At 70.5% G+C, this 21,827-nt stretch carries 19 protein-coding genes; 13 read left to right on the forward strand and 6 right to left on the reverse strand.

Going from position 1 to position 21,827, the window contains the following annotated elements:
- Positions 1-63 precede the first annotated feature (63 nt).
- From ACQP0P_RS40655 to ACQP0P_RS40665, 3 genes are read right to left on the reverse strand one after another with little or no spacing between them, the layout of a single operon-like run.
- Entirely contained in the window at positions 64-810 is a 747-nt protein-coding gene (locus ACQP0P_RS40655) for an SDR family NAD(P)-dependent oxidoreductase (RefSeq protein ID WP_433366374.1), read from the reverse strand.
- Entirely contained in the window at positions 803-2,110 is a 1,308-nt protein-coding gene (locus ACQP0P_RS40660) for an L-fuconate dehydratase (RefSeq protein WP_433366377.1), read from the reverse strand. Before ACQP0P_RS40660 ends, ACQP0P_RS40655 begins: the two co-directional genes overlap by 8 nt.
- Positions 2,107-2,952, reverse strand: a complete 846-nt coding sequence (locus ACQP0P_RS40665) for a fumarylacetoacetate hydrolase family protein (protein ID WP_433366379.1) — start codon at positions 2,950-2,952, stop codon at positions 2,107-2,109. Before ACQP0P_RS40665 ends, ACQP0P_RS40660 begins: the two co-directional genes overlap by 4 nt.
- Before the next feature lie 465 nt (positions 2,953-3,417).
- On the opposite strand from ACQP0P_RS40665, the gene ACQP0P_RS40670 reads away from it, so the two are divergent.
- The 5 genes from ACQP0P_RS40670 (at position 3,418) to ACQP0P_RS40690 (ending at position 9,174) form a co-directional block, all read left to right on the forward strand.
- Positions 3,418-5,700: a glycoside hydrolase family 95 protein gene (locus ACQP0P_RS40670; protein WP_433366382.1), complete on the forward strand. Its 2,283-nt coding sequence runs from the start codon at positions 3,418-3,420 to the stop codon at positions 5,698-5,700.
- Between the two features lie 476 nt (positions 5,701-6,176).
- The gene (locus ACQP0P_RS40675; protein ID WP_433366385.1) at positions 6,177-7,382 is read left to right on the forward strand and encodes a cytochrome P450; all 1,206 of its coding nucleotides are present in this window, start codon (positions 6,177-6,179) and stop codon (positions 7,380-7,382) included.
- A 124-nt stretch (positions 7,383-7,506) separates the two neighbouring features.
- A complete protein-coding gene (locus ACQP0P_RS40680) occupies positions 7,507-7,872 on the forward strand; it encodes a hypothetical protein (protein WP_433366388.1) in 366 nt (121 codons plus the stop codon).
- 280 nt (positions 7,873-8,152) lie between these two features.
- Positions 8,153-8,512: a TraR/DksA family transcriptional regulator gene (locus ACQP0P_RS40685; protein ID WP_433366391.1), complete on the forward strand. Its 360-nt coding sequence runs from the start codon at positions 8,153-8,155 to the stop codon at positions 8,510-8,512.
- Between the two features lie 206 nt (positions 8,513-8,718).
- Positions 8,719-9,174 (forward strand): DNA-binding protein, encoded by a 456-nt coding sequence (locus ACQP0P_RS40690; RefSeq protein WP_433366394.1) that lies wholly within the window; start codon positions 8,719-8,721, stop codon positions 9,172-9,174.
- A 177-nt stretch (positions 9,175-9,351) separates the two neighbouring features.
- Here the strand turns inward: ACQP0P_RS40690 and ACQP0P_RS40695 are convergent, their stop codons facing one another.
- Together ACQP0P_RS40695 and ACQP0P_RS40700 are read right to left on the reverse strand one after the other, a co-directional pair.
- Positions 9,352-11,448, reverse strand: coding sequence for a WD40 repeat domain-containing serine/threonine protein kinase (locus ACQP0P_RS40695; protein ID WP_433366398.1), 2,097 nt, complete (start codon positions 11,446-11,448; stop codon positions 9,352-9,354).
- Between the two features lie 141 nt (positions 11,449-11,589).
- On the reverse strand, positions 11,590-12,618 hold the full coding sequence (locus tag ACQP0P_RS40700) for a GDP-mannose 4,6-dehydratase (RefSeq protein ID WP_433366401.1): 1,029 nt from the start codon (positions 12,616-12,618) through the stop codon (positions 11,590-11,592).
- Between the two features lie 291 nt (positions 12,619-12,909).
- Here ACQP0P_RS40700 and ACQP0P_RS40705 point away from each other — a divergent pair, with 291 nt between their 5' ends.
- The 6 genes from ACQP0P_RS40705 to ACQP0P_RS40730 all read left to right on the forward strand — a co-directional run bounded on the left by ACQP0P_RS40705 (position 12,910) and on the right by ACQP0P_RS40730 (position 20,517).
- Positions 12,910-14,154, forward strand: coding sequence for a glycosyltransferase family 4 protein (locus tag ACQP0P_RS40705; protein WP_433366404.1), 1,245 nt, complete (start codon positions 12,910-12,912; stop codon positions 14,152-14,154).
- Positions 14,155-14,194: 40 nt separating this feature from the next.
- On the forward strand, positions 14,195-14,908 hold the full coding sequence (locus tag ACQP0P_RS40710; RefSeq protein ID WP_433366407.1) for a class I SAM-dependent methyltransferase: 714 nt from the start codon (positions 14,195-14,197) through the stop codon (positions 14,906-14,908).
- Positions 14,905-15,948, forward strand: coding sequence for a prenyltransferase (locus ACQP0P_RS40715; protein WP_433366410.1), 1,044 nt, complete (start codon positions 14,905-14,907; stop codon positions 15,946-15,948). The genes ACQP0P_RS40710 and ACQP0P_RS40715 overlap by 4 nt, the downstream gene beginning before the upstream one ends.
- A 96-nt stretch (positions 15,949-16,044) precedes the next feature.
- Positions 16,045-17,331: a DUF1702 family protein gene (locus ACQP0P_RS40720; protein WP_433366413.1), complete on the forward strand. Its 1,287-nt coding sequence runs from the start codon at positions 16,045-16,047 to the stop codon at positions 17,329-17,331.
- Between the two features lie 100 nt (positions 17,332-17,431).
- Positions 17,432-19,450 (forward strand): CRTAC1 family protein, encoded by a 2,019-nt coding sequence (locus ACQP0P_RS40725; protein WP_433366416.1) that lies wholly within the window; start codon positions 17,432-17,434, stop codon positions 19,448-19,450.
- Positions 19,447-20,517 (forward strand): enediyne biosynthesis protein UnbU, encoded by a 1,071-nt coding sequence (locus ACQP0P_RS40730; RefSeq protein ID WP_433366419.1) that lies wholly within the window; start codon positions 19,447-19,449, stop codon positions 20,515-20,517. Before ACQP0P_RS40725 ends, ACQP0P_RS40730 begins: the two co-directional genes overlap by 4 nt.
- Here ACQP0P_RS40730 and ACQP0P_RS40735 read toward each other — a convergent pair.
- Entirely contained in the window at positions 20,424-21,071 is a 648-nt protein-coding gene (locus ACQP0P_RS40735) for a class I SAM-dependent methyltransferase (RefSeq protein WP_433366422.1), read from the reverse strand. The genes ACQP0P_RS40730 and ACQP0P_RS40735 overlap by 94 nt on opposite strands.
- Positions 21,072-21,148: 77 nt before the next feature.
- On the opposite strand from ACQP0P_RS40735, the gene ACQP0P_RS40740 reads away from it, so the two are divergent.
- Both ACQP0P_RS40740 and ACQP0P_RS40745 read left to right on the forward strand, forming a co-directional pair.
- Positions 21,149-21,613, forward strand: coding sequence for a pyridoxamine 5'-phosphate oxidase family protein (locus ACQP0P_RS40740; RefSeq protein ID WP_433366425.1), 465 nt, complete (start codon positions 21,149-21,151; stop codon positions 21,611-21,613).
- Positions 21,614-21,622: 9 nt separating this feature from the next.
- Positions 21,623-21,817 carry a ferredoxin gene (locus ACQP0P_RS40745; protein ID WP_030913934.1) on the forward strand — a complete coding sequence of 65 codons (195 nt, stop codon included), beginning with the start codon at positions 21,623-21,625 and terminating at the stop codon, positions 21,815-21,817.
- The last annotated feature ends 10 nt before the right edge of the window (positions 21,818-21,827 follow it).

Raw genomic sequence — 21,827 nt, forward strand, 5'->3', positions numbered from 1 at the left:
GGGGGGTGAGTTCTCTGTGGAGCGCTGTCTCATCCGGATCCGTCGTGACCTGCCCCGGCCGGGTCAGGGTTTGGGCCGGAGCCTGAGCCCGTGCATTCCACCGTCCACGGCCAGGACCGTACCGGTGGTGGACGCCGCGAGCGGGCTCGCGAGGTAGGCGATCGCCGCGGCGACCTCGGGGGCGCTCACCAGGCGGCCCATCGGCTGGCGGCCTTCCAGTGCCGCCAGCTCGGCCGCCGGATCCCGCGCCGCGTCGAGCAGGCGCCGCACCCAGGGAGTGTCGGCGGTGCCCGGGTTGACGCAGTTGACGCGGATCCCCTCGTGGACGTGGTCGGCGGCCATCGCCAGGGTCAGTGACTGGACGGCCCCCTTGGACGCGCTGTAGAGCGCCCGCTGGGGCAGTCCCGCCGTCGCCGCGATCGAGCAGGTGTTGACGATCGCGGCGTGCGCCGAGCGGCGCAGGTGCGGCAGGGCCGCCCGGGTGACCCGGACGATGCCCAGCACGTTGACGTCCAGAACCTTCGACCACTCCTCGTAGGAGTTGTCCTCGATCGTCCCTGCGGCGCCGATCCCGGCGTTGTTGAGGAGGATGTCCAGGCCGCCGAGCCGCTCGACGGCCCCGGAGACGCCCGCGCGAACCGCCTCCTCGTCGGTGACATCCGCCTTGACCTCGACGAACGGACCACCGGAGGCGTTGATGTCCAGACAGGCCACCCGCGCGCCCCGCTCGGCCAGCAGGGTGGCGGCGGCCAGGCCGATGCCGGAACCGCCACCGGTGACCAGAGCGCGCAGGCCGTCGAACTCACCCATTGAGGGACCTCCATACCGGGCCGTCGGGGTAGGTGTGGTCGGTGATCGACGCGACGTGCATGGCCGCACCGAAACCGGGCAGGCTCGGCGCGACGTAGGCACCGTTCTCGATCACCACGGGGTCGACGAAGTGCTCGTGCAGATGGTCGACATACTCGATCACCCGGTTCTCCATCGAGCCGCTGACCGCGACGTAGTCGAACATCGACAGGTGCTGCACCAGCTCGCACAGGCCGACCCCGCCCGCGTGCGGGCAGACCGGGACGCCGAACCTGGCGGCGAGCAGCAGGATCGCGATGTTCTCGTTCACCCCCGCGACGCGGGCCGCGTCGATCTGCAGGTAGGAGATCGCGTCGGCCTGCAGGAGCTGCTTGAAGACCATGCGGTTCTGGACGTGCTCGCCGGTGGCGACCGGGATGGGCGCGATGCCCCTGGCGATGGCGGCGTGGCCGAGCACGTCGTCGGGGCTGGTCGGCTCCTCCACCCAGTGCGGGCGGAACTCCGCGAGGGCGTTCACCCAGGCGATGGCGGAATCGACGTCCCAGCGCTGGTTGGCGTCGATCGCGATGGGGAAGTCGTCGCCGCAGGTGTCGCGGGCGATGCGCATCCGCCGCCGGTCGTCCTCCAGGTCGGCGCCGACCTTCAGCTTGATCTGGGTGAAGCCCTCGTCCATCGCCTCCTTGCACAGGCGGCGCAGCTTGTCGTCGCCGTAGCCGAGCCAGCCCGGTGAGGTCGTGTAGGCCGGGTAGCCGTGCTCGCGCAGGTGGGCGATGCGCTCGCGCCTGCCGGGCTCGGCGGCGCGCAGGATCTCCAGCGCCTCCCGCGGGGTGAGCGCGTCGGTGAGGTAGCGGAAGTCGACCAGTTCGACGAGCTCCTCGGGGGACATCTCGGCCAGCAGCAGCCAGAGCGGCCTGCCCGCCCGCTTGGCCTTCAGGTCCCAGAGCGCGTTGACCACGGCGGAGATCGCCATGTGCATGACGCCCTTCTCCGGGCCGAGCCAGCGCAGCTGGGAGTCGTGGACCATCTCCTTCCAGAGCGCGCCCATGTCCTCGACGTCCCTGCCGAGCACGTACGGCTCCAGCGCCCTGATCGCGGAGGTCTGCACCTCGTTGCCGCGTCCGATGGTGAAGGCGAAGCCGTGGCCCTCGAACCCGTCGTCGGTCCTCAGCACCAGGTAGGCGGCCGAGTAGTCGGGGTCGGGGTTCATCGCGTCGGAGCCGTCGAGCTCCAGCGAGGTGGGGAAGCGGATGTCATGGGTCTCCATCGAGGTGATGTGGTACGCGCCCACCCCCTCGCTCATGCCTGTCCCACCGTCTGTCGCTGGGTGCCGAGGCCGTCGATCTCCAGTTCCATGACCTGCCCCGCTCGCAGGTACGGGGTGCCGGGCAGGCCGAGCGCGACGCCGGCGGGGGTGCCGGTGTTGATGAGGTCACCGGGTTCGAGGACCATGAACCGGCTGAGGTAGCGGACGATCTCCGCCACGGTGAAGACCATGTTCTTGGTGTCGCCTCCCTGGCGCCGCACGCCGTCCACCGACAGGCGCAGGCCCAGGGCCTGCGGGTCGGGGATCTCGTCGGAGGTGACCAGCCAGGGACCGAGCGGGTTGAAGGTCTCGCAGGACTTGCCCTTGTCCCACTGGCCGCCGCGCTCCAGCTGGAACTCGCGCTCGGAGACGTCGTTGGAGATGGTGTAGCCCGCGATCTTGGACAGCGCCTCCTCGTCCGTCTCGACGTAGCGGGCCGTCTCGCCGATGACGACCGCCAGCTCGACCTCCCAGTCGGTCTTCACGCTGTCCCTGGGGATGAGCACCTCGTCGTTGGGACCGACGATCGTGTTGGCTGCCTTCATGAAGACGATCGGTTCCGCCGGGGGCGGGGTGTTCGTCTCCTCCGCGTGGTCGCGGTAGTTGAGCCCGATGCACACGATCTTGCCCGGCCTGGCGATCGGGGCGCCGATCCGCAGTCCCTCGGCGTCCAGCACGGGCAGTTCGTCCCGCTCCAGCGCCTCCCGGACGCGCGCCACTCCCCCGGAGGCGAGGAAAGCCCCGTCGATCTCGGCTTCGGAGATTTCGCGGAGGTTACCGGCCCCGTCCAGGACGGCCGGCCGCTCATGGCCGACGGGTCCTACTCGCAGCAGCTTCACACCGCACCCTTCGTTGATACATCGGATGTCTTGTTCCGTGATGCTGAACGACACTGAACCTCGATGTCAACCCCTCGCCCCCGATACATCCGATCCGTTATCGAGGAGAAATCCCACCCGGCAGGGGTTATATCGGATCATGGCTCAATTTCAGCCTTCAGTCATCGGACTTCCCCCGGCAGACAGGAGCAAAGATCGTCTACGGCGCGGCTTTCGGCGACGAGGGTGTGAGTGATCAACTCGGAACAAACATCGGAGGATGAGGCTTGTTGCGGCGGAGTTTCGGTGCTATCTCCTAGAAACAGTCCCGCCGTGTGATCGGAGGAATTCGTTGCATCGCCCCCACGACGACGCCTCGCCATAGTTCTCCTCGCCACCCTCACCCTCACTACCGGGCTATACGGACTCAGTCCGGCGAATGCGGAGCTGTCAGTGAACATGACACAAGCAGATACACCCGATGACTTGACGCTCTGGTACGACAAGCCCGCCACCGACTGGGAGACCCGGGCGCTGCCGATCGGCAACGGCGCGCTGGGCGCCATGGTGTTCGGCGGCGTCGGCGGCGAGCAGATCCAGTTCAACGAGAAGTCCCTGTGGACCGGCGGGCCCGGTTCCAACGGCTACGACTTCGGCAACTGGACCTCCCCCAGGCCGAACGCGATCGCCGAGGTCAGGGCGGAGATCGACCGCGTCGGCAAGCTCTCCCCCACGGCGGTGGCGGCCAAGCTCGGCCAGCCCAAGAGGGGGTTCGGCGCCTACCAGACCTTCGGCGACCTCTGGCTGGACATGCCCGAGACCCCCGGGGCCACCACCGGCTACCGCCGGGAGCTGAGCCTGCGCGACGCGGTCGCCAGGGTCGGCTACACCGCGGATGGCGTGACCTACTCCCGCGAGTACTTCGCCAGCCACCCCGGCAACGTCATCGTCGGCCGGATCTCCGCCAACGAGAAGGGCCGGGTCTCCTTCACCCTGCGTACCTCCTCCCCCCGCTCCGACCGGCAGGTCTCGGTCTCGAAGGGACGCCTGACGGTCCGGGGTGTGCTCGCCGACAACGGCATGAGGTTCGAGTCACAGGTCCAGGTGATCACCCAGGGCGGCTCCCGCACCGACGGCACCGACCGGATCACCGTCGCGGGCGCCGACAGCGCGGTGTTCGTGCTGTCCGCGGGCACCGACTACGCCGGCACCTACCCCACCTACCGGGGCGCCGACCCGCACGCCAGGGTCACCTCGGCGGTCGACAAGGCCGCCGGGAAGTCGTACGAAAAGCTCAGGTCCGACCACCTGGCCGACTACCGGAAGCTGTTCGACCGGGTCAGGCTCGACCTCGGCCAGCGGGCCCCGGCCGTCCCGACCGACAGGCTCCGCGCGGCGTACACCGGCGGCGCCTCGGCCGACGACCGGGCGCTGGAGGCGATGTTCTTCGCCTACGGCCGCTACCTGCTGATCGCCTCCTCCAGGAAGGGGTCGCTCCCGGCCAACCTGCAGGGCGTGTGGAACAACTCGACCACCCCCCCCTGGTCGGCCGACTACCACGTCAACATCAACCTGCAGATGAACTACTGGCTCGCCGAGCAGACCAACCTCGCCGAGACGACCGAACCGTACGACCGCTACATCCAGTCGATGGTCGCCCCCGGCGCGAAGACCGCGCGGGAGATGTTCGGGGCGCGCGGCTGGGTGGTGCACAACGAGACCAACCCGTTCGGCTTCACCGGCGTGCACAACTGGGCCACCGCGTTCTGGTTCCCGGACGCGGCGGCGTGGTTGACCCAGCAGATGTACGACCACTACCGCTTCAGCGGCGACACCGGATACCTGCGCAAGACCGCGTACCCGGTGATGAAGGGCGCGGCCGAGTTCTGGCTGGACACCCTCTACACCGACCCGCGTGACGGCGCTCTCGTGGTCTCCCCCAGCTACTCCCCCGAGCAGGGCGACTTCACCGCGGGTGCCTCGATGTCCCAGCAGATCGTCTTCGACCTGCTGACCAACACCCTGGAGGCGGCGAAGGAACTGAAGACCGACAGGGCCTTCCAGTCCGAGGTGACGGCCGCGCTGGCCAAGCTCGACCCGGGCATCCGGATCGGTTCCTGGGGACAGCTCCAGGAGTGGAAGGAGGACCTGGACGACCGGGGCAACACCCACCGGCACGTCTCCCACCTGTTCGCGCTGCACCCCGGACGGCAGATAACGGCCGGGACGCCCGAATCCGAGGCGGCCAAGGTCTCACTCACCGCGCGGGGCGACGGCGGCACCGGCTGGAGCAAGGCATGGAAGATCAACTTCTGGGCGCGCCTGCTGGACGGCGACCACGCGCACAGGATGCTCGGCGAGCAACTCAAGGGCTCCACGCTGGACAACCTGTGGGACACCCACCCGCCGTTCCAGATCGACGGCAACTTCGGCGCCACCTCCGGCATGGCCGAGATGCTGCTGCAGAGCCGGCACGACACCGTCCACGTGCTGCCCGCGCTGCCGTCGACCTGGCCCACCGGCTCGGTGACCGGTCTGCGGGCCCGCGGTGACGTGACCGTGGACGCCTCCTGGAAGGACGGCAACGCCGACCGGGTCACCGTGCACGCCGGCAGGTCCGGCCCCCTCAAGGTCCGGGCCGCCATGATCGGTGGCCGCTACCGCGTCGAGGACGAGCGTGGCAGGACGATCGACCCGCGCCGCGACGGTGACGTCATCACCGTCGACGCCAAGGCGGGCAGGTCCTACACGATCGTCAACGAGCGGTGAGTCGATCCCGGTCAAGGTCACCGTCACCGCGACCGGGGGCCGCACCGCATGGCCGTCCTGCCGAGGGCACTGACCGCCGCCGAGGTCGGCACCTGGCGCGATATCGCGTTCTGACCCGCACGGGATCCGTCGCCGGTTCCCGTGCGGAGTCGCCCCCGATCCCCTTGAAGCCCGGGAAGCACTCGCCTCCCGGGCCTCACGAGGTAGGGTTCCGGGCGACCGTGGTCCGGCGGCTCCCGACTTGACGGGACATCCGCCACGTAATAGAACACGTTTCAGAAAGCAGCCCAACCAAGCGTTAGATCGACCACTTGTCAGGACGGCGTGCCCCCTGGGAGAGAGGTCCCGTCCGTGACGGACGTCCCGCGAGGAACGTTCCGCGCGAACGGGGGAGCATGTCGCCGACCACACTCGCAGGCCGCACCGACAACGAGCCGCGTCACGGGCACGCCGACCCGGTTCACCCAGGAGGACCGTTGGACATCGATCTGGTCGACCAGGACTTCTACTGGCGGAACGGCGCGCCGCACGATCAGCTTGCCTGGCTACGGGCGAACGCGCCGGTCTACGCGCACCCGGGTGACGCCGAACGGGACTGGCCGGGTTTCTGGGCGGTCACCCGGCACACCGACGTGGTGCACGTCTCCCGCCGCTCCGACCTGTTCTCCTCAAGCAGGAAGCTCGCGCTCTTCGACGAGATGCCCGAGGACCAGCGCGCCCTCCAGCGGATGATGATGCTCAACCAGGACCCGCCGGAGCACACCCGGCGGCGCTCCCTGGTCAACCGGGGGTTCACCCCCCGCATGATGGGCGCCCTTGAGCAGCACATCCGCGACATCTGCCACGAGCTGGTGGACGAGGCCAAGGCACGCGGCTCGATCGACTTCGTCAGGGACATCTCCGCACTGCTGCCGCTGTACGTGATCTGCGAGCTGCTCGGCGCCCCCGTCGAGGACCGGGACAAGATCTTCAACTGGTCCAACCGGATGATCGGGGCCAACGACCCGGACTACGCGACCGACCCCGCCGAGGGCACGGACGCGGCCATGGAGGTCTACGCCTACGCCAACACCCTGGCCGCCGAGCGCCGGGAACGGCCCCGCGAGGACATCGTCACCAAGCTGATCATGCCCGACGCCGCCGGGGAGACCCTCACCGAGGAGGAGTTCGACCTGTTCGTGCTGCTACTCGTGGTCGCGGGCAACGAGACCACCCGCAACGCGGCCTCGGGCGGCATGCTCGCCTTCTTCGAACACCCCGAGCAGTGGCGGCGCCTGGTCGCCGACCGCACCCTGGCCCGCACCGCGGCCGACGAGATCGTCCGCTGGGTCTCCCCGGTGAACCTCTTCCGCCGTACGGCCACCGTCGACACGACGATCGGCGGCCAGGAGGTCAAGGCCGACGACAAGATCGTGGTCTTCTACAGCTCCGCCAACCGGGACGAGGAGGTGTTCGCCGACCCCGGCACCTTCGACATCGGCCGCGACCCCAACCCGCACATCGGCTTCGGCGGTGGCGGTGCCCACTTCTGCCTCGGCAACCACCTCGCCAAGCTGGAGCTGCGGGTGCTCTTCGAGGTGCTGGCCGAGCGGCTGCCGAACCTGGAGCAGGCCGGCCCCGCCCGCCGGCTCCGCTCCAACTTCATCAACGGCATCAAGGACCTGCCGGTCTCCGTCACCTGAGGCCCGGCGGTCACCAGCCGCCTGGTGATCCCGAAAGGCCGGTCCTCGGCACCCGTCCCGCCCGCGAAAGCACCGGCCTCCCGATGAAGTGCCCTTTCGTGGAACGTCGACTATGGTCGAGGCGATGAGGGAACCGCGGTGGGGCACACCCAGGCCCACCGCGGCCGTCGTGGTGGGTCTTGTTCTCATGGTCGTTCTGGCCGCCATCGCGCCCTCTCCGAGTCCCGGCGGGCGAAGGCCCGCCGGCACCGCCACCGGCCTCTGGGTTCCGCAGACCGGCGACGCCCACCAGGCGACCGCACCCAGACTCCTGGCCGGCGGGGCCGAGCACCTGCCGACGCCGGGGCAGCTCCGCTCCCTGCCCGCGGTCGGCGCCGTGGCGGTGTCCAGCGCCCCGCCGTCTCGCGCCCGGCTCCCCGTGGAGCCCGCCGCCGTTTCCCGGCACGACGTTCGGCGGATCGTCACCTCACGCAGTCCACCTCCTTCCTAGGCCCTGCCCCGCGGATCTTGCCGTCGCGAGGATCGGCCAGGTGATGCCTCGCAAGGCCCGCGGCGTGCCCCGGTGACCGACGACAACGTGGCGAGGCGCCGCCTGACCGTGGTGGGCAGAAGATCCAAGCCCTTCCAGACCTCCGTCGAGCGGTGAACTCGACCGAGATCCCTCAGCCGCGCGGTGCCGCGCACCGCCCTGTGCCCAGGTTCCGGCTTTCACGATGGCGGACCGCGCGCTGCCCGGACCGCCGCGAGTCATTCAAGGAGTCGATGTCGTCATGAGTGACATCCGATCGTCAGACAGGCTGCTGGAGGAGTACCGGCGCAACGCCGTGCAGTTGGCGGAATTCCGCGCGCTGCTGCACGAACGGCTCACCACCGCGCGAGCGGAGCAGGACTCCCTCCCCGGGGACGAGCATGTGCCCGAGCCTCCGGAAGCGGGCGAACCCATTCCGCTGGCCTGGGGGCGCGCCAAGCGCGCCAGAACGGCCGTCGTGGAGATCGAGGCCGCCATCGAACGGCTGAACTCCGGGGTGTACGGCACCTGCCGGCGGTGCGGGGCGTCCATCGCCCTGCGACGGCTGCGCCGGATTCCGCACACCCGGCACTGCGTCGTCTGCCGGAACGCGAGGGGGTGAGGACATGACCGATCCCGGTGGACGCCACCGTCTGCGGCCCGGCTCTGCCGCCGGTCTCGGATCGCCGCCGAACTCCGCTCCGGCCTCCTCAACGACCTCCTGAGATCCGCCTCCGCCTCCGTCGGGGGCGGAGGCGACCTTGTTTAAACAAATTGTTTAACGCGATTTATTGACAACAGGTCGTTCGACAGGCGATCGTGGTTCGCATGTCCGCGAACCACGATGAATCAGCCGGTGCCTTCACGCCTCCGAACCCGGGCCAGGCGCGAGCACACCGCGAGTACGCCTCCCTGTCGCGCATCACCGAGCGTCACGCGACCGACGACGCCCAGCGCCGCCGGCAGGTCCACCCCACGGTCCTCGGGGCGCACGAGGCCGTCCGGCTCGTGTCGTTCCTGCTGAGCGGCGTCGCCGAGCGAGAGGAGGGCGAGCCGGAGGTGGACCGCGCCGACATCACCGCCGCCCTGACCCTGCTGCCCCGCGCCCGCGCGGAGATGGACGAGCTGGAGGCGGCGCTCCTGCTCATGGCGCGCGGCCGCGACCTCACCTGGCAGGAGATCGCCTTCGGCCTCGGCCTCGGCACCCCCCAGGCGGCCAAACAACGCTACGAACGACTGGCCGGCCGCACCGAGGGGTCCACGAACGCGCCGGCCACGCGGTGATCCTTGGCCGGATGACGGTCTCCAGCGGTTTCTCGACCGGGTCGGCCGCGCGGATGGTGCCGCCCTCAGCGCGGACCTTCTCCAGGCAGGCGGTGATCCTCGGAGGTGGGCTCCGGCAGTGCCGCCGGGCCGGGACGCGGGGAGGTCTCCCGCGGGGGATCCGGCAGAGGCGGACGCTCAGGAGCCGGGCGCGGGGGAGGGGGAGGGCGGAGTCAGACTCCATACCCGTATCTCTCCATCGAAGTCGGCGGAGACGACGACCGGCCGCCCCCGCAGTCGCGTCACCAGCATCGTCGTGATCTCCTGGGTGCGGCCGGTGGACGGCCTGCCGATCTGCCCGCGGGTGGCCAGATCCCACACCCGCACCCCGTCGTAGCCGCCGGAGACGACGACCGGCCGCCCCGCCAACTCCGTCACCGTCACCGACTCGACTCCCGAGGTGTGCCCGGTGAACGGTCTGCCGATCTGCTCGTGGGTGGCCAGGTCCCACACCCGCATGGTGCTGTCGTCGCCACCCGCGACGCCGGAGACGACGACCGGCCGCCCCTCCAGTTCCGCCACCGCCACCTCCACCGTCACGTCGTCGTCGGTGTAGCCGGTGAACGACTTACCGATCTGCTCGCGGGTGGTCAGATCCCACACCCGCATCTCGTTGTAGCCGCCGCAGACGAGCACCGGCCTCCCCTCCAGCTCCGTCACCGCCATCGACTCGACGGAGGCGGTGTGGGCGACGAGCGGGCCGCCGATCCGCTCGTGGGTGGCCAGATCCCACATATATATCTTTCCGTTACCGGTGGCGATGACGACCGGCCGCCCCGCCAACTCCGCCACCAACACGGACGTGAGCCCGGTACCGGGGCCGGTGAGCAGCCCGCCGATCTGCTCGCGGGTGGTCAGATCCCACACCCGCATCCCGTCGTGGTCGCCGGAGACGACGACCGGCCGCCCCGCCAACTCCGTCACCGCGACCGCGTAGCCGGTGAAGGGGCCGCCGATCTGCTTGCGGGTGGCCAGATCCCACACCCGCACGGTGTTACTCTCGTCGCCGCCACCGCCGGAGACGACGACCGGCCGCCCCTGCGACTCCGCCACCGCCATCGAATGGACTCCCCCGCTGTGCCCGGTGAACGGCTTACCGACCGGCATGCCGAAGGGAACGGCCTTCGGAGTCTGGCCGGGTGACGGAGCGGAGGTCCTGGTGGTACCCGTGGCGGATGAGGACGGTAACGACAGGGCGGAGGTTTCGGAGGGGGTCGTGGACGGCGGGGTGGAGGATTCGGGGGACTCCGGTTGCCACGACCAGAAGACCGCGGCAGCCGGGATGAGAACGGCGGCGATCGCCGCCGCGGTCACCAGTCCCCTGACGGAACGGCGCGGGACACGGGACGCCGGAGGCGGCGGGGCGGGGCCGCGCGGCCGGTGATCCACCGTGCTGGGTTCCTCCGTGCTGGATTCCTCACGGCTGCTGGACTCCTCACCGGTGAGGGCGGCGAGCAGGTCGGCCACGGTGGGCCGGGCGCCGGGGTCCTTGGCCAGGCAGGCTGCCAGCAGCGGGCGGATACGCTCGGGCACTCCGGCGAGGTCGGGTTCGCGGTTGGAGACGGCGTTCATCACCGCCGCCGGTATGGCGCCGGGGAACGCCGGATGCCGCGTGGCGGCGAACACCATGGTGGCGGCCCAGCTGAACACATCCGACGCCGTGTCGGCCTGGTGACCGCCAAGCTGTTCCGGCGACAGGTAGGCGGGGGTGCCCGCCAGCCCCGAACGCGTGGTGGTGACGGCCAGCACCCGGGCGATTCCGAAGTCGATGACCACCGGCCCCTCCGGGCCCATGATCACGTTGTCGGGTTTGAAATCACGGTGGATGATCCCTGCCCGGTGGATCGCGGCCAGCGCCGTCAGGGTGGCGACCGCGAGCCGGTCCAGGCCGCTGCCGATCCGCGGCCCGTCGCCGGTGACCAGTTCCTTCAGCGAAGGCCCGGGGATGTACTCACTGACCAGGTAGGGCCGATCGCCGACAATCCCCCCGCCCAGCACCTGAGCGGTGCAGAACGCCGCGACCCGGCGGGTGATCTCCGCCTCGCGCATGAACCGCTCGCGCACCTTGGGATCGGTCGCCATCCGGATGTGGAGCACCTTGATCGCGACCTTGCGGTCCGCAGGATCGTGGCCGAGGTAGACCACGCCCTGACCTCCGTCGCCCAGCACCCCGCTCAGCCGGTAGCCGCCGATCCGCTCGGGGTCGCCCACGGTCAGCGGGCCCGGCTCGGACATCGCTCACCTCGTCTCCACGTCCCCGTCAGCGGACGGCCGGAACCACTTCTGATCCAAGGAACGACGATAGGCGGCCCCCTGCCGGAGCAGAAGCCCCGCGGCCCGGAATGCTCCAGGCCGCCGATCCGGAGAGGCCCGGCCTCAGGGCCAGGAGGAGTCCTGGTCGGGGTCGCCGCCGTCGGAGAGCAGCTTGACGTCCGACTCGACCATCATCGCCACCAGCTCCTCGAAGGTGACCGAGGGTTCCCAGCCGAGCTGGACGCGGGCCTTCTTCGGGTCGGCGCAGAGCAGGTCGACCTCGGCGGGGCGGTGCAGGGTCTGGTCGGTGACGACGTACCGCTCCCAGTCGAGCCCGGCGGCGGCGAAGGCGGCCTCGGTCAGGTCGCGGACGGTGTGGGTGCGGCCGGTGCCGATCACGTAGTCCTCGGGCGTGTCCGTCTGGAGCATCAGGTGCATCGCACGGACGTAGTCTCCGGCGAACCCCCAGTCGCGACGCGCCTCCATGTTGCCCAGGCGCAGCTCCGAGGCGAGGCCGAGCTTGATCCTGGCCACCCCGAGGCTCACCTTCCTGGTGACGAACTCGGCGCCCCTGCGCGGGGACTCGTGGTTGAACAGGATCCCCGACACCGCGTACATGCCGTACGACTCGCGGTAGTTCTGCGTCAGGAAGTGCCCGTACGCCTTGGCCACGCCGTACGGCGAGCGGGGGTGGAAGGGGGTGATCTCGGTCTGCGGGGTCTCGCGGACCTGGCCGAACATCTCCGAGGACGACGCCTGGTAGAACCGGATCTGCCCGGACCCGGCGGCCGTACGCGAGGAGGAGATCCCGGAGCAGACCCGGATGGCCTCCAGCATGCGCAGCACGCCCATGCCGGTCACCTCGCCGGTGAGCTCGGCCTGCTCCCACGACATGGGGACGAACGAGATGGCGCCCAGGTTGTAGACCTCGTCGGGCTGGACCTTCTCGACCGCGGAGATCAGCGAACCCTGGTCGAGCAGGTCACCCCGGACGAGCTGAACGTCCTGCAGGAGCTTGCGGAGCCGGGAGACGCGTGGATTGGCCTGCCCTCGGGCCATGCCGAAGACCTCGTAGCCCTGACTGAGCAGGCACTCGGCCAGATAGGAACCGTCCTGCCCGGTGATACCTGTGATCAGCGCGCGCCTGGCCAACGCGTCCTCCTCGCTTGCGGGGGCGGGACCTATGCCTGGTCTTATGCCGTTTGATTGGCGAATGTACCGTCCTACCCTCGTGTGGGCACTATCTCCCTCACGGCGCACCTAGAACGCGTTCCACCGAATCCTGTTCGGTCAGGTTAACCTCCCAGCTCGCACCCGGTGAAGCAGGCCCTAGGAACAATTCCACATCAGGTACAACAGAGCTACCGAATGGTAGTGTCCGAGGACTAAGGTCATCTTTCACGGTACCTGTCCCCTTTCGGGCAGGGTGAGAAAGGGGTTGCCGTGCCGGGTGCTGAATCACTGCGGGTGGCACTGCTGTCGTATCGCAGCAAGCCGACCTGCGGTGGGCAGGGTGTCTACCTGCGTCACCTCAGCCGCGAGCTGGTCGCCCTCGGGCACAGCGTGGAGGTCCTCTCCGGCCAGCCCTACCCGGAGCTCGACGAGGGCGTCATCCTCACCAAGGTCCCCAGCCTGGACCTGTACCGCGACGAGGACCCCTTCCGCACTCCCGGCCTCCGCGAGTACCGCGACTGGATCGACCTGCTCGAGGTCGGCACCATGTGGACCGCCGGGTTTCCCGAGCCGCTGACCTTCACCCTGCGTGCACACCGCGAGCTGAAGAAGCGTGTCGGCGACTTCGACGTGGTGCAGGACAACCAGACCCTCGGCTACGGACTGCTCGGCATCCAGAAGCTGTTCCCCGTGGTCGGGACCATCCACCACCCGATCAGCGTGGACCGGCGCATCGAGCTGAAGGCCGCTCCGCTGCGCAAGAAGCTCTCCATGCGACGCTGGTACGGCTTCGTGCGCATGCAGGCCAAGGTCGCGCCGCGGCTCAGCCCGATCCTGACCGTCAGCGAGTCCTCCCTCGCCGACATCCACCGCGACTTCAACGTGCCCCAGAAGAACATGCGGCTCATCCCGCTGGGCGTCGACACCCGCTACTTCCACCCGCGCCCGGAGCTTCCCAAGCGGCCCGGCTCCATCGTCGCGGTGGCCAGCGCCGACTCCCCGATGAAGGGGGTCGCGACGCTGCTGCGGGCCGTGGCGAAACTCGCCACCGAACGCGACGTCAATCTGACGGTGGTCAGCAGGCCCACCCCCGGCGGCCCGACCGAGAAGCTCGTCGGCGAGCTGGCGCTGCGGGACCGGGTCAGGTTCGTGCACGGCATCTCCGACACCGAACTGGGCGAGCTGATCGCCACCTCGGAGATCTCGGTCGTCCCCTCCCTGTACGAGGGCTTCTCGCTGCCCGCCGTCGAGCACATGGCCTGCGGCACCCCGCTGGTCGCCAGCCGTACCGGGGCGCTGCCCGAGGTCGTCGGCGACGCCGCCGTACAGGTGGCCCCCGGCGACCCCGAGGAGCTGGCCGCGGTGCTGCGCCGCCTGCACGACTCTCCCGAGGAGCGGGCCGCGGTGGGCAAGAAGGGCTACGACCGGGTCATGGAACGCTTCACCTGGAACGTCGTCGCCAAGCGAACCGTGGAGGCCTACCACGAGGCCATCCAGGCCCACCGCGCGAAGTGAGCGACCCCCTGAAACGATCACCTCTCACAAGGAGCGGCCAGTGCTGACTGTCGACTTCGACCGGTTGCCCGTGGGTCCGGGAACCCGGGTGCTGGACCTGGGGTGTGGTGGCGGACGCCACGCGTTCGAGGTACTGCGGCGCGGTGCCGACGTGGTGGCCTTCGACATGGACGCGGGGGAGCTGGAAGGCGTGGCGAGCATGTTCGCCGCGATGGACAAGGCCGGCGAGGTACCGCCCGGGGCGACGGCGGACACCGTGACCGGCGACGCGCTCGACATGCCGTTCGAGGACGGCGCCTTCGACCGGGTGATCGCGGCCGAGGTGCTGGAGCACATCCCCGACGACATGGCCGCGATGCGGGAGATCTTCCGGGTCCTCAAGCCGGGTGGCCAGGCGGCCATCACGGTGCCGAGCTTCCTGCCGGAACGGATCTGCTGGGCGCTCGACGAGGCGTACCACACCGCTCCCGGCGGGCACGTCCGCATCTACACGCTGGCCGAGCTGAGCGCGAAGCTCAAGTCGACGGGCTTCACCATCGGCCCACACCACCACGCCCACGGCCTGCACGCGCCGTACTGGTGGATCAAGTGCGCGGTCGGCGTCGACAACAACGACCACCCGCTGGCCAAGGCCTACCACGAGCTGCTGGTCTGGGACATCATGAAGCGCCCCGCCGCCACCAGGATCGCCGAGGCCGTGCTCAACCCGCTCATCGGCAAGAGCGTGGTGCTCTACGTCCGGAAGCCCGCATGATCTCCTGGGAACAGGTTGTGCAGACCGCCCAGAGCATCGCGGCGGTGCAGGAGCCCGACGGCGGCGTCCCATGGCCCGAGGGGCACGTGGACGCCTGGAACCATGTCGAGTGCCTGATGGCGATGAGTGTGGCGGGGCTGACCGGTCCCGCCCGCCGGGGGTACGACTGGCTGGTCCGCACGCAGCGCTCCGACGGCTCCTGGCCGATGAAGCTGGTCGGGGGCGAGGCCGTCGAGCAGGGCGGGGAGTCCAACCACGCCGCCTACCTCGCGGTCGGCGTCTGGCACGAGCTGCTGGTGACCTCCGACGAGGACTTCGCCCGGCGGATGTGGCCTTCGGTCCGGGCGGCGCTGGACTTCGTGGTCGGCCTGCAGACCACCCGGGGCGAGATCGTCTGGGAGCGCGCGGCCGACGGCAGGCCCGCCGGGTACGCGCTGCTGACCGGCTGCGCCTCCATCCATCAGGGCCTGCGCTGCGGCGTGCTGCTCGGCGAGCACCTGGGCGACCCGCAGCCCGACTGGGAGCTGGCCGCCGACCAGCTCGGCCACGTGCTGGTCGCCCACCCCGAGGCGTTCGCCGACAAGAGCCGCTTCTCGATGGACTGGTACTACCCGATCCTGGGCGGCGCGGTGCGCGGCCCGGCCGCGCGGGCACGGCTGGCCGAGGAGTGGGACACGTTCGTGGAGCCGGACCTCGGCATCCGCTGCGTCTCCGACCAGCCGTGGGTGACCGGTGCCGAGACGTGCGAGCTGGTGCTCACCCTCGACGCGCTGGGCGACCGGGACCGGGCGCGGAAGCTCTTCTCGGACATGCAGCACCTGCGGCACGAGGACGGCTCCTACTGGACCGGCTGGCAGTTCGTGAACGAGAAGTGGTTCCCCCACGAGCGCTCCGCCTACACCGCGGCCGCGGTCGTGCTCGCCGCCGACGCGCTGGCCGGGCACACCCCCGCCGCGGGCATCTTCCGCGACGCGGGCAGGTACCTGACCGACCGCCCCACCGCCGCCTGCGGCTGCAGCCACGCCCGTTCCAGGAGCTGAGCTCCCGGCCTCCGGCCATGACGTCGGCGTTTTCTTTGCACGGAATCAGAAACGTGGTGCTTGAAGGGCTGAATGCGGCTCACTACGTTCGGGTCCGTGAGTAATGCGGAGGGCACTCGGACGGTAGCTCAGAGCGATGACACCGAGACGGCCGGCGCGGAGGCCGTCCCGGAAAGCACCCCCGACCCGCCACCCCCCACCCCCTCGAACCCGGCACCCCCGCGGCGACCCGAACCCACGGGTTCGGCCGATCCTGCGGACCCCGCCGAGCATCCGGGCCCGCAGGAATCCTCGGTCTCCTCCCCCCGGCCGGACTCCTCCGAGCCCGGCTCAGCCGAACCCGACCTCTCCGAGCCCGGCCTTTCCGAGTCCGACCTCTCCGAGCCCGGCCTTTCCGAGTCCGGCCTTTCCGAGCCGAGGACGGCGGCTCCGGGGACGTCGGCGCCGCCCAGGCCGAACGGCGTGGCCCGGCTGCTGTGGCAGCACCCCGCCCGGGTGGGGTTCGGGGTGCGGCGGTTCCGGCTGGGGCCGGCGCGCGAGCGGCTGGAGGGCGCGGAGCGGTCGTTCACGGCCGGGTTCAACGCGGTGCTCTCCGGGGAGGCCGAGCGGATCGACGACCTCCGCGAGGACCTGCGCGGTTTCGCGTACGAGGGCGCGGGCATGGCCTGCGCCACCCTCGACGTGCTCACCCTCACCGGCGGGCGCCGCCTGCGGGAGCTGCTGAGCGGGCCGGGGATGCGCTACCCGCACCTCATCCACCTGGGCACCGGCCGGGCGTACGCCCGGATGCGGCTACGGCCGATGTGGGGCGTCCGCTCGGTGCACCCGCTGCTGCGCTGGCTGGCCCACGACGGCTTCGGCTTCCACCAGGGTTTCTTCTCCGCGGACCGTACGGTGGGACGTCAGCGGACGGCGGGGCTGATGGATCGGACCCGGAGGGCGATCTTCGATCAGGGACTGGGGCGGATGCTCTGGTTCCACGAGTGCGCGGGAGCGGATGACGTCGTGCTGCGCATCGCCGAGTTTCCCGCGGGGCGCCGCGCCGACCTGTGGAGCGGCGTGGGTCTGGCCGCCACGTACACCGGGGGTGCCGGCGCCGCGGACCTGGGGCGGCTGGCCTCCGCCGCGGCCGAGGACGGTTTCCGCGCCCACCTCGCCCAGGGGTGCGCCTTCGCCTGCGCCTCCCGGCTGATATCGGCCGTGGTCCCCGAGCACACCGTCGCCGCCGCACCCGTGCTGTGCGGGGCCGAAGTGGACGAGGCGGCGGGCTGGACCGACACCGCGCTCGTCGCGCTGGGCCACAACGCGCACAGCGGCGACCACTACCAGGCCTGGCGGGCGGGAGTCCGGAAGGCCTGGGCACGGCGCGACCGCGATTTATGACCGCGACTCGAAGGAGTGGTACGGACGATGCCGGACCACGCCACCGCGAGCCGGTCGCGGCCGAGATCGTCACCTGCGGCTCGAAGGGGCGGTGAGAGCGATGTCAGGAATTCGCAGATACGCGGCGGGAGCCCTCGCCCTGATCGCCGCCGCCGCCGGGTGGAGGCTGACCGGCCTGCCGGACACCTCGGTCGCGGAGACCTCGGCCGACTTCTCCTTCCACGCGAGGCCGCTCGGGCCGCCCCCGGGCCCCGGTGACCGCACCCTGCGGCCGGTCGCGGCGGGATACGCCGGTCTCCAGGGCTGGGTGTCGTCGCTGGGCGCCGGGGTGGCGCTGTTCGACGTGGACAACGAGGTCGTCGCCGACGACCTGTGCCTGGTCGATCCCCGCCATGACACGGTGACCGTCAGGCGGGCGCCGGGAACCCCCCGGGGCTACCGGCCGTTCACGCTGGTCCCCCCGGATCGCAGACGGTACGAGGCGCCGGCCGGGTGCCTGCCCGCCGACCTCGACCAGGACGGCTGGCAGGACCTGGTCGTCTACTACTGGGGCCGCTCCCCCTCGCTCTTCCTGCGCGTGCCCGGGGTACCCCCTTCCGGAACCGCCTTCCGCCACCGCGCGCTGACCACGGAGCCGGAGATCTGGAACACCAGCGCCGCCACGACCGGTGACTTCGACGGGGACGGCCGCCTCGACCTGGTCTTCGGCGACTACTTCCCCGACGGCGTCCGAGTGCTGGGCGACGGTTCCCCCAACGACGGCGACCCCAACGACGGTGACCCCAACGACGGTGACCCCGGCAGTGCGGTGATGCCCGACTCGCTGTCCGCCGCCGCCAACGGCGGCGGCGCCCGGCTCTACCTGGCGAGCGGACCGGCGCGGTTCACCGAGGCCGAGGGGGTGTTCGACGAGGTCGGGAACGGAGGCTGGACCCTGGCGCTGGGCACCCAGGACCTGGACGGCGACGGGCGGCCCGAGCTGTACCTGGCATGCGACTTCGGCCCTGACCGGCTGCTGGTCAACGAGTCGGTGCCCGGCCGGATCCGGTTCACCGAGGCCAGGGGCACCAGGCAGCTGACGACCCCCGCCTCCAGGGTCGTCGGCCGCGACTCGTTCAAGGGGATGGGCGTCGGCTTCACCGACCTCAACTCCGACGGCAGGCCGGACATCCTGGTGAGCAACCTCACCGAGGACTACGCGCTGCACCAGAGCAACTTCGCCTTCGTGTCCCGGCCCGGCGACCTGCACGGGGGGCACGCGCCCTACGACGACCTCGGTGAGGAGCTGGGGCTGAGCCGCAGCGGCTGGTCCTGGGACGTCAAGGCCGCCGACTTCGACAACGACGGCGACGACGAGATCATGCACGCGACCGGGTTCGTCAGGGGTGAGGTCGACCGGTGGGCGCAACTGCAGGAGGCGGCGTCGGCGAACGATCTGTTCCTCTCCCGCCCCGCGCTCTGGCCGAGCATCCGGGCCGGGGACGACCTGTCGGGCCGCGACACCAACACCTTCTTCACCAGGGGTCAGGACGGCCGCTACGCGGACGTGGCCCGGCGGGCCGGGGTCGGCGGAGACAGCGACGGCACGGTCAGCCGGGCCTTCGCGGTGGGCGACGTCGACGACGACGGGCGACTGGACTTCGCGGTCGCCAACCAGTGGTCGGAGTCGGTGCTCTACAGCAACCACGGCCCGACGGCACCGTTCGTGGGCCTGCGGCTCCGTCTCCCCGCGGGCCCCTGCCGCCCGTCCCCCGCACCGCGCTCCGGACCGGAGCGGCCCGCCCTGACCCAACCGGTCCGGACACGGCTCCGTCCGGCGCGCCGGGGGTGGACACGCCCCGGGCTGACGCGGCCCGCCATCGGGGCCGTCGCCACGGTGCGCCTGCCCGGCGGGGTCACGCGTAGCAGGCAGCTCTACCCCGCCAACGGGCACAACGGCTTCTCCGCGCCCGAGCTGCTGTTCGGCCTGGGCGACCACCTGCCGGACTCCCCCGTCCCCGTCGAGATCTCCTGGAGGGACGCCTGCGGCGGCGCCCGTACCGCGTCGGTGCCCCTGGAGCCCGGCTGGCACCGGATCCTGCTGGCCGACGGCCACGCCTCGGAGATCCGCCGTCCGTGAGCGCCGCCCCGCCCCCCGAGACGGCGAAATCCAGGATCTCCGGCCCGAACCGAGGCAGGGCGCTCCGGCGGTCGGCGTGGTCCCTCACCCTGATCACCGTGCTCGGGCACACCGTGCTCGGCTTCGAGCAGTCCCCTCTGGCGCCGGTGGCCGGCGCGCTCACCGGCGTGACCACCGAGTTCGTGCTGGAGACCGTGGAGGCGTGGGCGTGGCGGCGCCCGGCCCGCTACCTCGGGGTGCCCCGCGACCGGGTCGCCGACTTCTTCCTGCCCTCCTACATCCGCGGCCTGCTCTGCGCGATGCTGCTGTACGGCAACGGGCATCTGATGCCGATCGTGCTCGCCGTCCTGATCGGCGTTGGCAGCGCCTACCTCTTCCGCATGCGGGCGCCGGAGCCGGCGCGAACGGCGGATGGGGCGGGAAGGACGAAACCGGCGAGGCGGACCGGCGGGGACGCGCCCGGCGCCGCGTTCCTGAATCCGGTGGCCTTCGGGATCGTCGTCGTGCTGCTGCTGTTCCCGTGGGTCGGCCTCGCCCCCGCCTACCAGTTCACCGCGTGGGTCTCGGGTCCTTTCGACCTGATCGTGCCGCTGGCCGTGCTGGCAGCGGGCGTGCTGGCGAACGCCGGCCCCACCGGCAGGCTGCCGCTGGTCCTGGGCTGGGCGGGCGGGTTCGCCCTGCAGGCGTGTCTCAGGGGCGGTCTGGGCGACGTGTCGACGGTCAGCGCCCTGCTGCCGATGACCGGGACCGCCTTCGCCCTCTACACCGGCTACGTGATCACCGATCCGGGCACGTCCCCGGTCGGGGCGCGCGACCAGGTCGTGTTCGGCCTGGCCACGGCGGCGGTCTACGGGCTGCTGGTCCAGTTCCACGTCGTCTTCGGGCCGTTCCTCGCCCTGGTGATCGTCTGCGCGGGCCGGGAGCTGAAACGGCTCCGCCGCCCGCCCGGCACCGGGCGCCCCGCACGGGGTGATCAGCCGATGCCGGGGCCGATCCGTTCGAGCACCCGCAGCGAGCCCTCCTGCCGGACCTCCCTGAACGCGCCGGAGGCGAGCGCCCGCTGGTAGACGTGGTACGGCGCCTGCCCGCCCGTGGCCGGGTCCGGGTAGATGTCGTGGAAGACCAGGGCGCCGCCCTGCATGACGTGCGGTGCCCACCCCTCGTAGTCCCTGGTCACCGGGAGCTCGGAGTGGCCGCCGTCGATGAAGAGCATCGCCAGCGGGGTGTTCCACAGCCCGGCGACGCGCTCAGACCTGCCGACGATCGCGATGACCTCCTCCTCAAGACCCGCGGAGGCGATGGTGGTGCGGAAGGTGGGCAGCGAGTCCATCTTGCCGAATCGGGGGTCCATCAGGGTGGGGTCATGGTGGGCCCACCCGGGCTGGATCTCCTCGGAGCCCCGGTGGTGGTCCACCGTGAAGACGACGGACCCGGCCTGCCGGGCACCCGCGCCGAGGTAGACCGCCGACTTCCCGCAGTAGCTGCCGATCTCGCAGATCGGGCCGCGCGGGCCGTACTCGACGGCGGTCTCGAACAGCGCGACCCCCTCCTGGTGCGGCATGAAACCCTTGGCGTGCTGGGCGGCGTACCGCAGGTCGGCGGGCATGGTGGCGTTGCTCATCACAGCAGACTACCCATACCGAACAACATTCCGATCAGCCCTTGCCCGACCTTGTGGAACGTGTTCTACTTTGCACCGTGAACCAGCGCGCCCGCATCGTGATGTCCGACGACGAGGTGACGGCTTTCGTCGCTGAGTCGCGGAAGCTGCAGCTCGGCACGATCAACCCGGACGGCACCCCACATATGGTGACCATGTTCTACGGGTTGACCGAGGGCAAGATCTCCTTCTGGACCTACGGCAAGGCCCAGAAGACACTCAACATCCAGCGCGACGCCCGGGTGAGCTGCCTGATCGAGGCCGGGGAGGAATACTCCGATCTGCGCGGCGTACTGGTGTACGGGGTGGCGCGGAGGATCGACGATCCCGAGGGCATCCTCGGCGTCGGCATGAACGTGGCCAGGCGAATGGCCGGGATGCCCGACGCGGAGGAGCTGCTCACCGAGTACGTGACCTACACCGGCCGCAAAAGGGTCGCCTTTGTGGTCGAGCCCACTCGTGTGATCTCGTGGGATCACCGTAAGCTCGCCATTCCCGGCTAGGAGGCCCGTATGAAGATCAAAGTCGACTATCTGGTCTGCGAGGCCAATGCGATCTGCATGGGACTCGCCCCGGAGGTCTTCGAACTCGACGACGACGACCAGCTGCACCTGCTGCTGCCTGAGCCGCCGCCGGAGATGATGGACCGCGTCCGGCACGCCGTGCGGTCCTGTCCCAAAGCCGCACTCTCCGTTGAGGAGAACTAGGAGGTCCCCC

The organism is Streptosporangium sp. CA-115845 (assembly GCF_050943795.1).
Lineage (GTDB): Bacteria > Actinomycetota > Actinomycetes > Streptosporangiales > Streptosporangiaceae > Streptosporangium.

Coding starts and splice junctions, on each gene's coding strand:
- ACQP0P_RS40735 (WP_433366422.1), bottom strand. CDS start 21,071: ATGAGCAACGCCACCATGCCCGCCGACCTGCGGTACGCCGCCCAGCAC.
- ACQP0P_RS40725 (WP_433366416.1), top strand. CDS start 17,432: ATGTCAGGAATTCGCAGATACGCGGCGGGAGCCCTCGCCCTGATCGCC.
- ACQP0P_RS40715 (WP_433366410.1), top strand. CDS start 14,905: ATGATCTCCTGGGAACAGGTTGTGCAGACCGCCCAGAGCATCGCGGCG.
- ACQP0P_RS40660 (WP_433366377.1), bottom strand. CDS start 2,110: ATGAGCGAGGGGGTGGGCGCGTACCACATCACCTCGATGGAGACCCAT.
- ACQP0P_RS40695 (WP_433366398.1), bottom strand. CDS start 11,448: ATGTCCGAGCCGGGCCCGCTGACCGTGGGCGACCCCGAGCGGATCGGC.
- ACQP0P_RS40685 (WP_433366391.1), top strand. CDS start 8,153: ATGAGTGACATCCGATCGTCAGACAGGCTGCTGGAGGAGTACCGGCGC.
- ACQP0P_RS40690 (WP_433366394.1), top strand. CDS start 8,719: ATGTCCGCGAACCACGATGAATCAGCCGGTGCCTTCACGCCTCCGAAC.
- ACQP0P_RS40655 (WP_433366374.1), bottom strand. CDS start 810: ATGGGTGAGTTCGACGGCCTGCGCGCTCTGGTCACCGGTGGCGGTTCC.
- ACQP0P_RS40745 (WP_030913934.1), top strand. CDS start 21,623: ATGAAGATCAAAGTCGACTATCTGGTCTGCGAGGCCAATGCGATCTGC.
- ACQP0P_RS40680 (WP_433366388.1), top strand. CDS start 7,507: ATGAGGGAACCGCGGTGGGGCACACCCAGGCCCACCGCGGCCGTCGTG.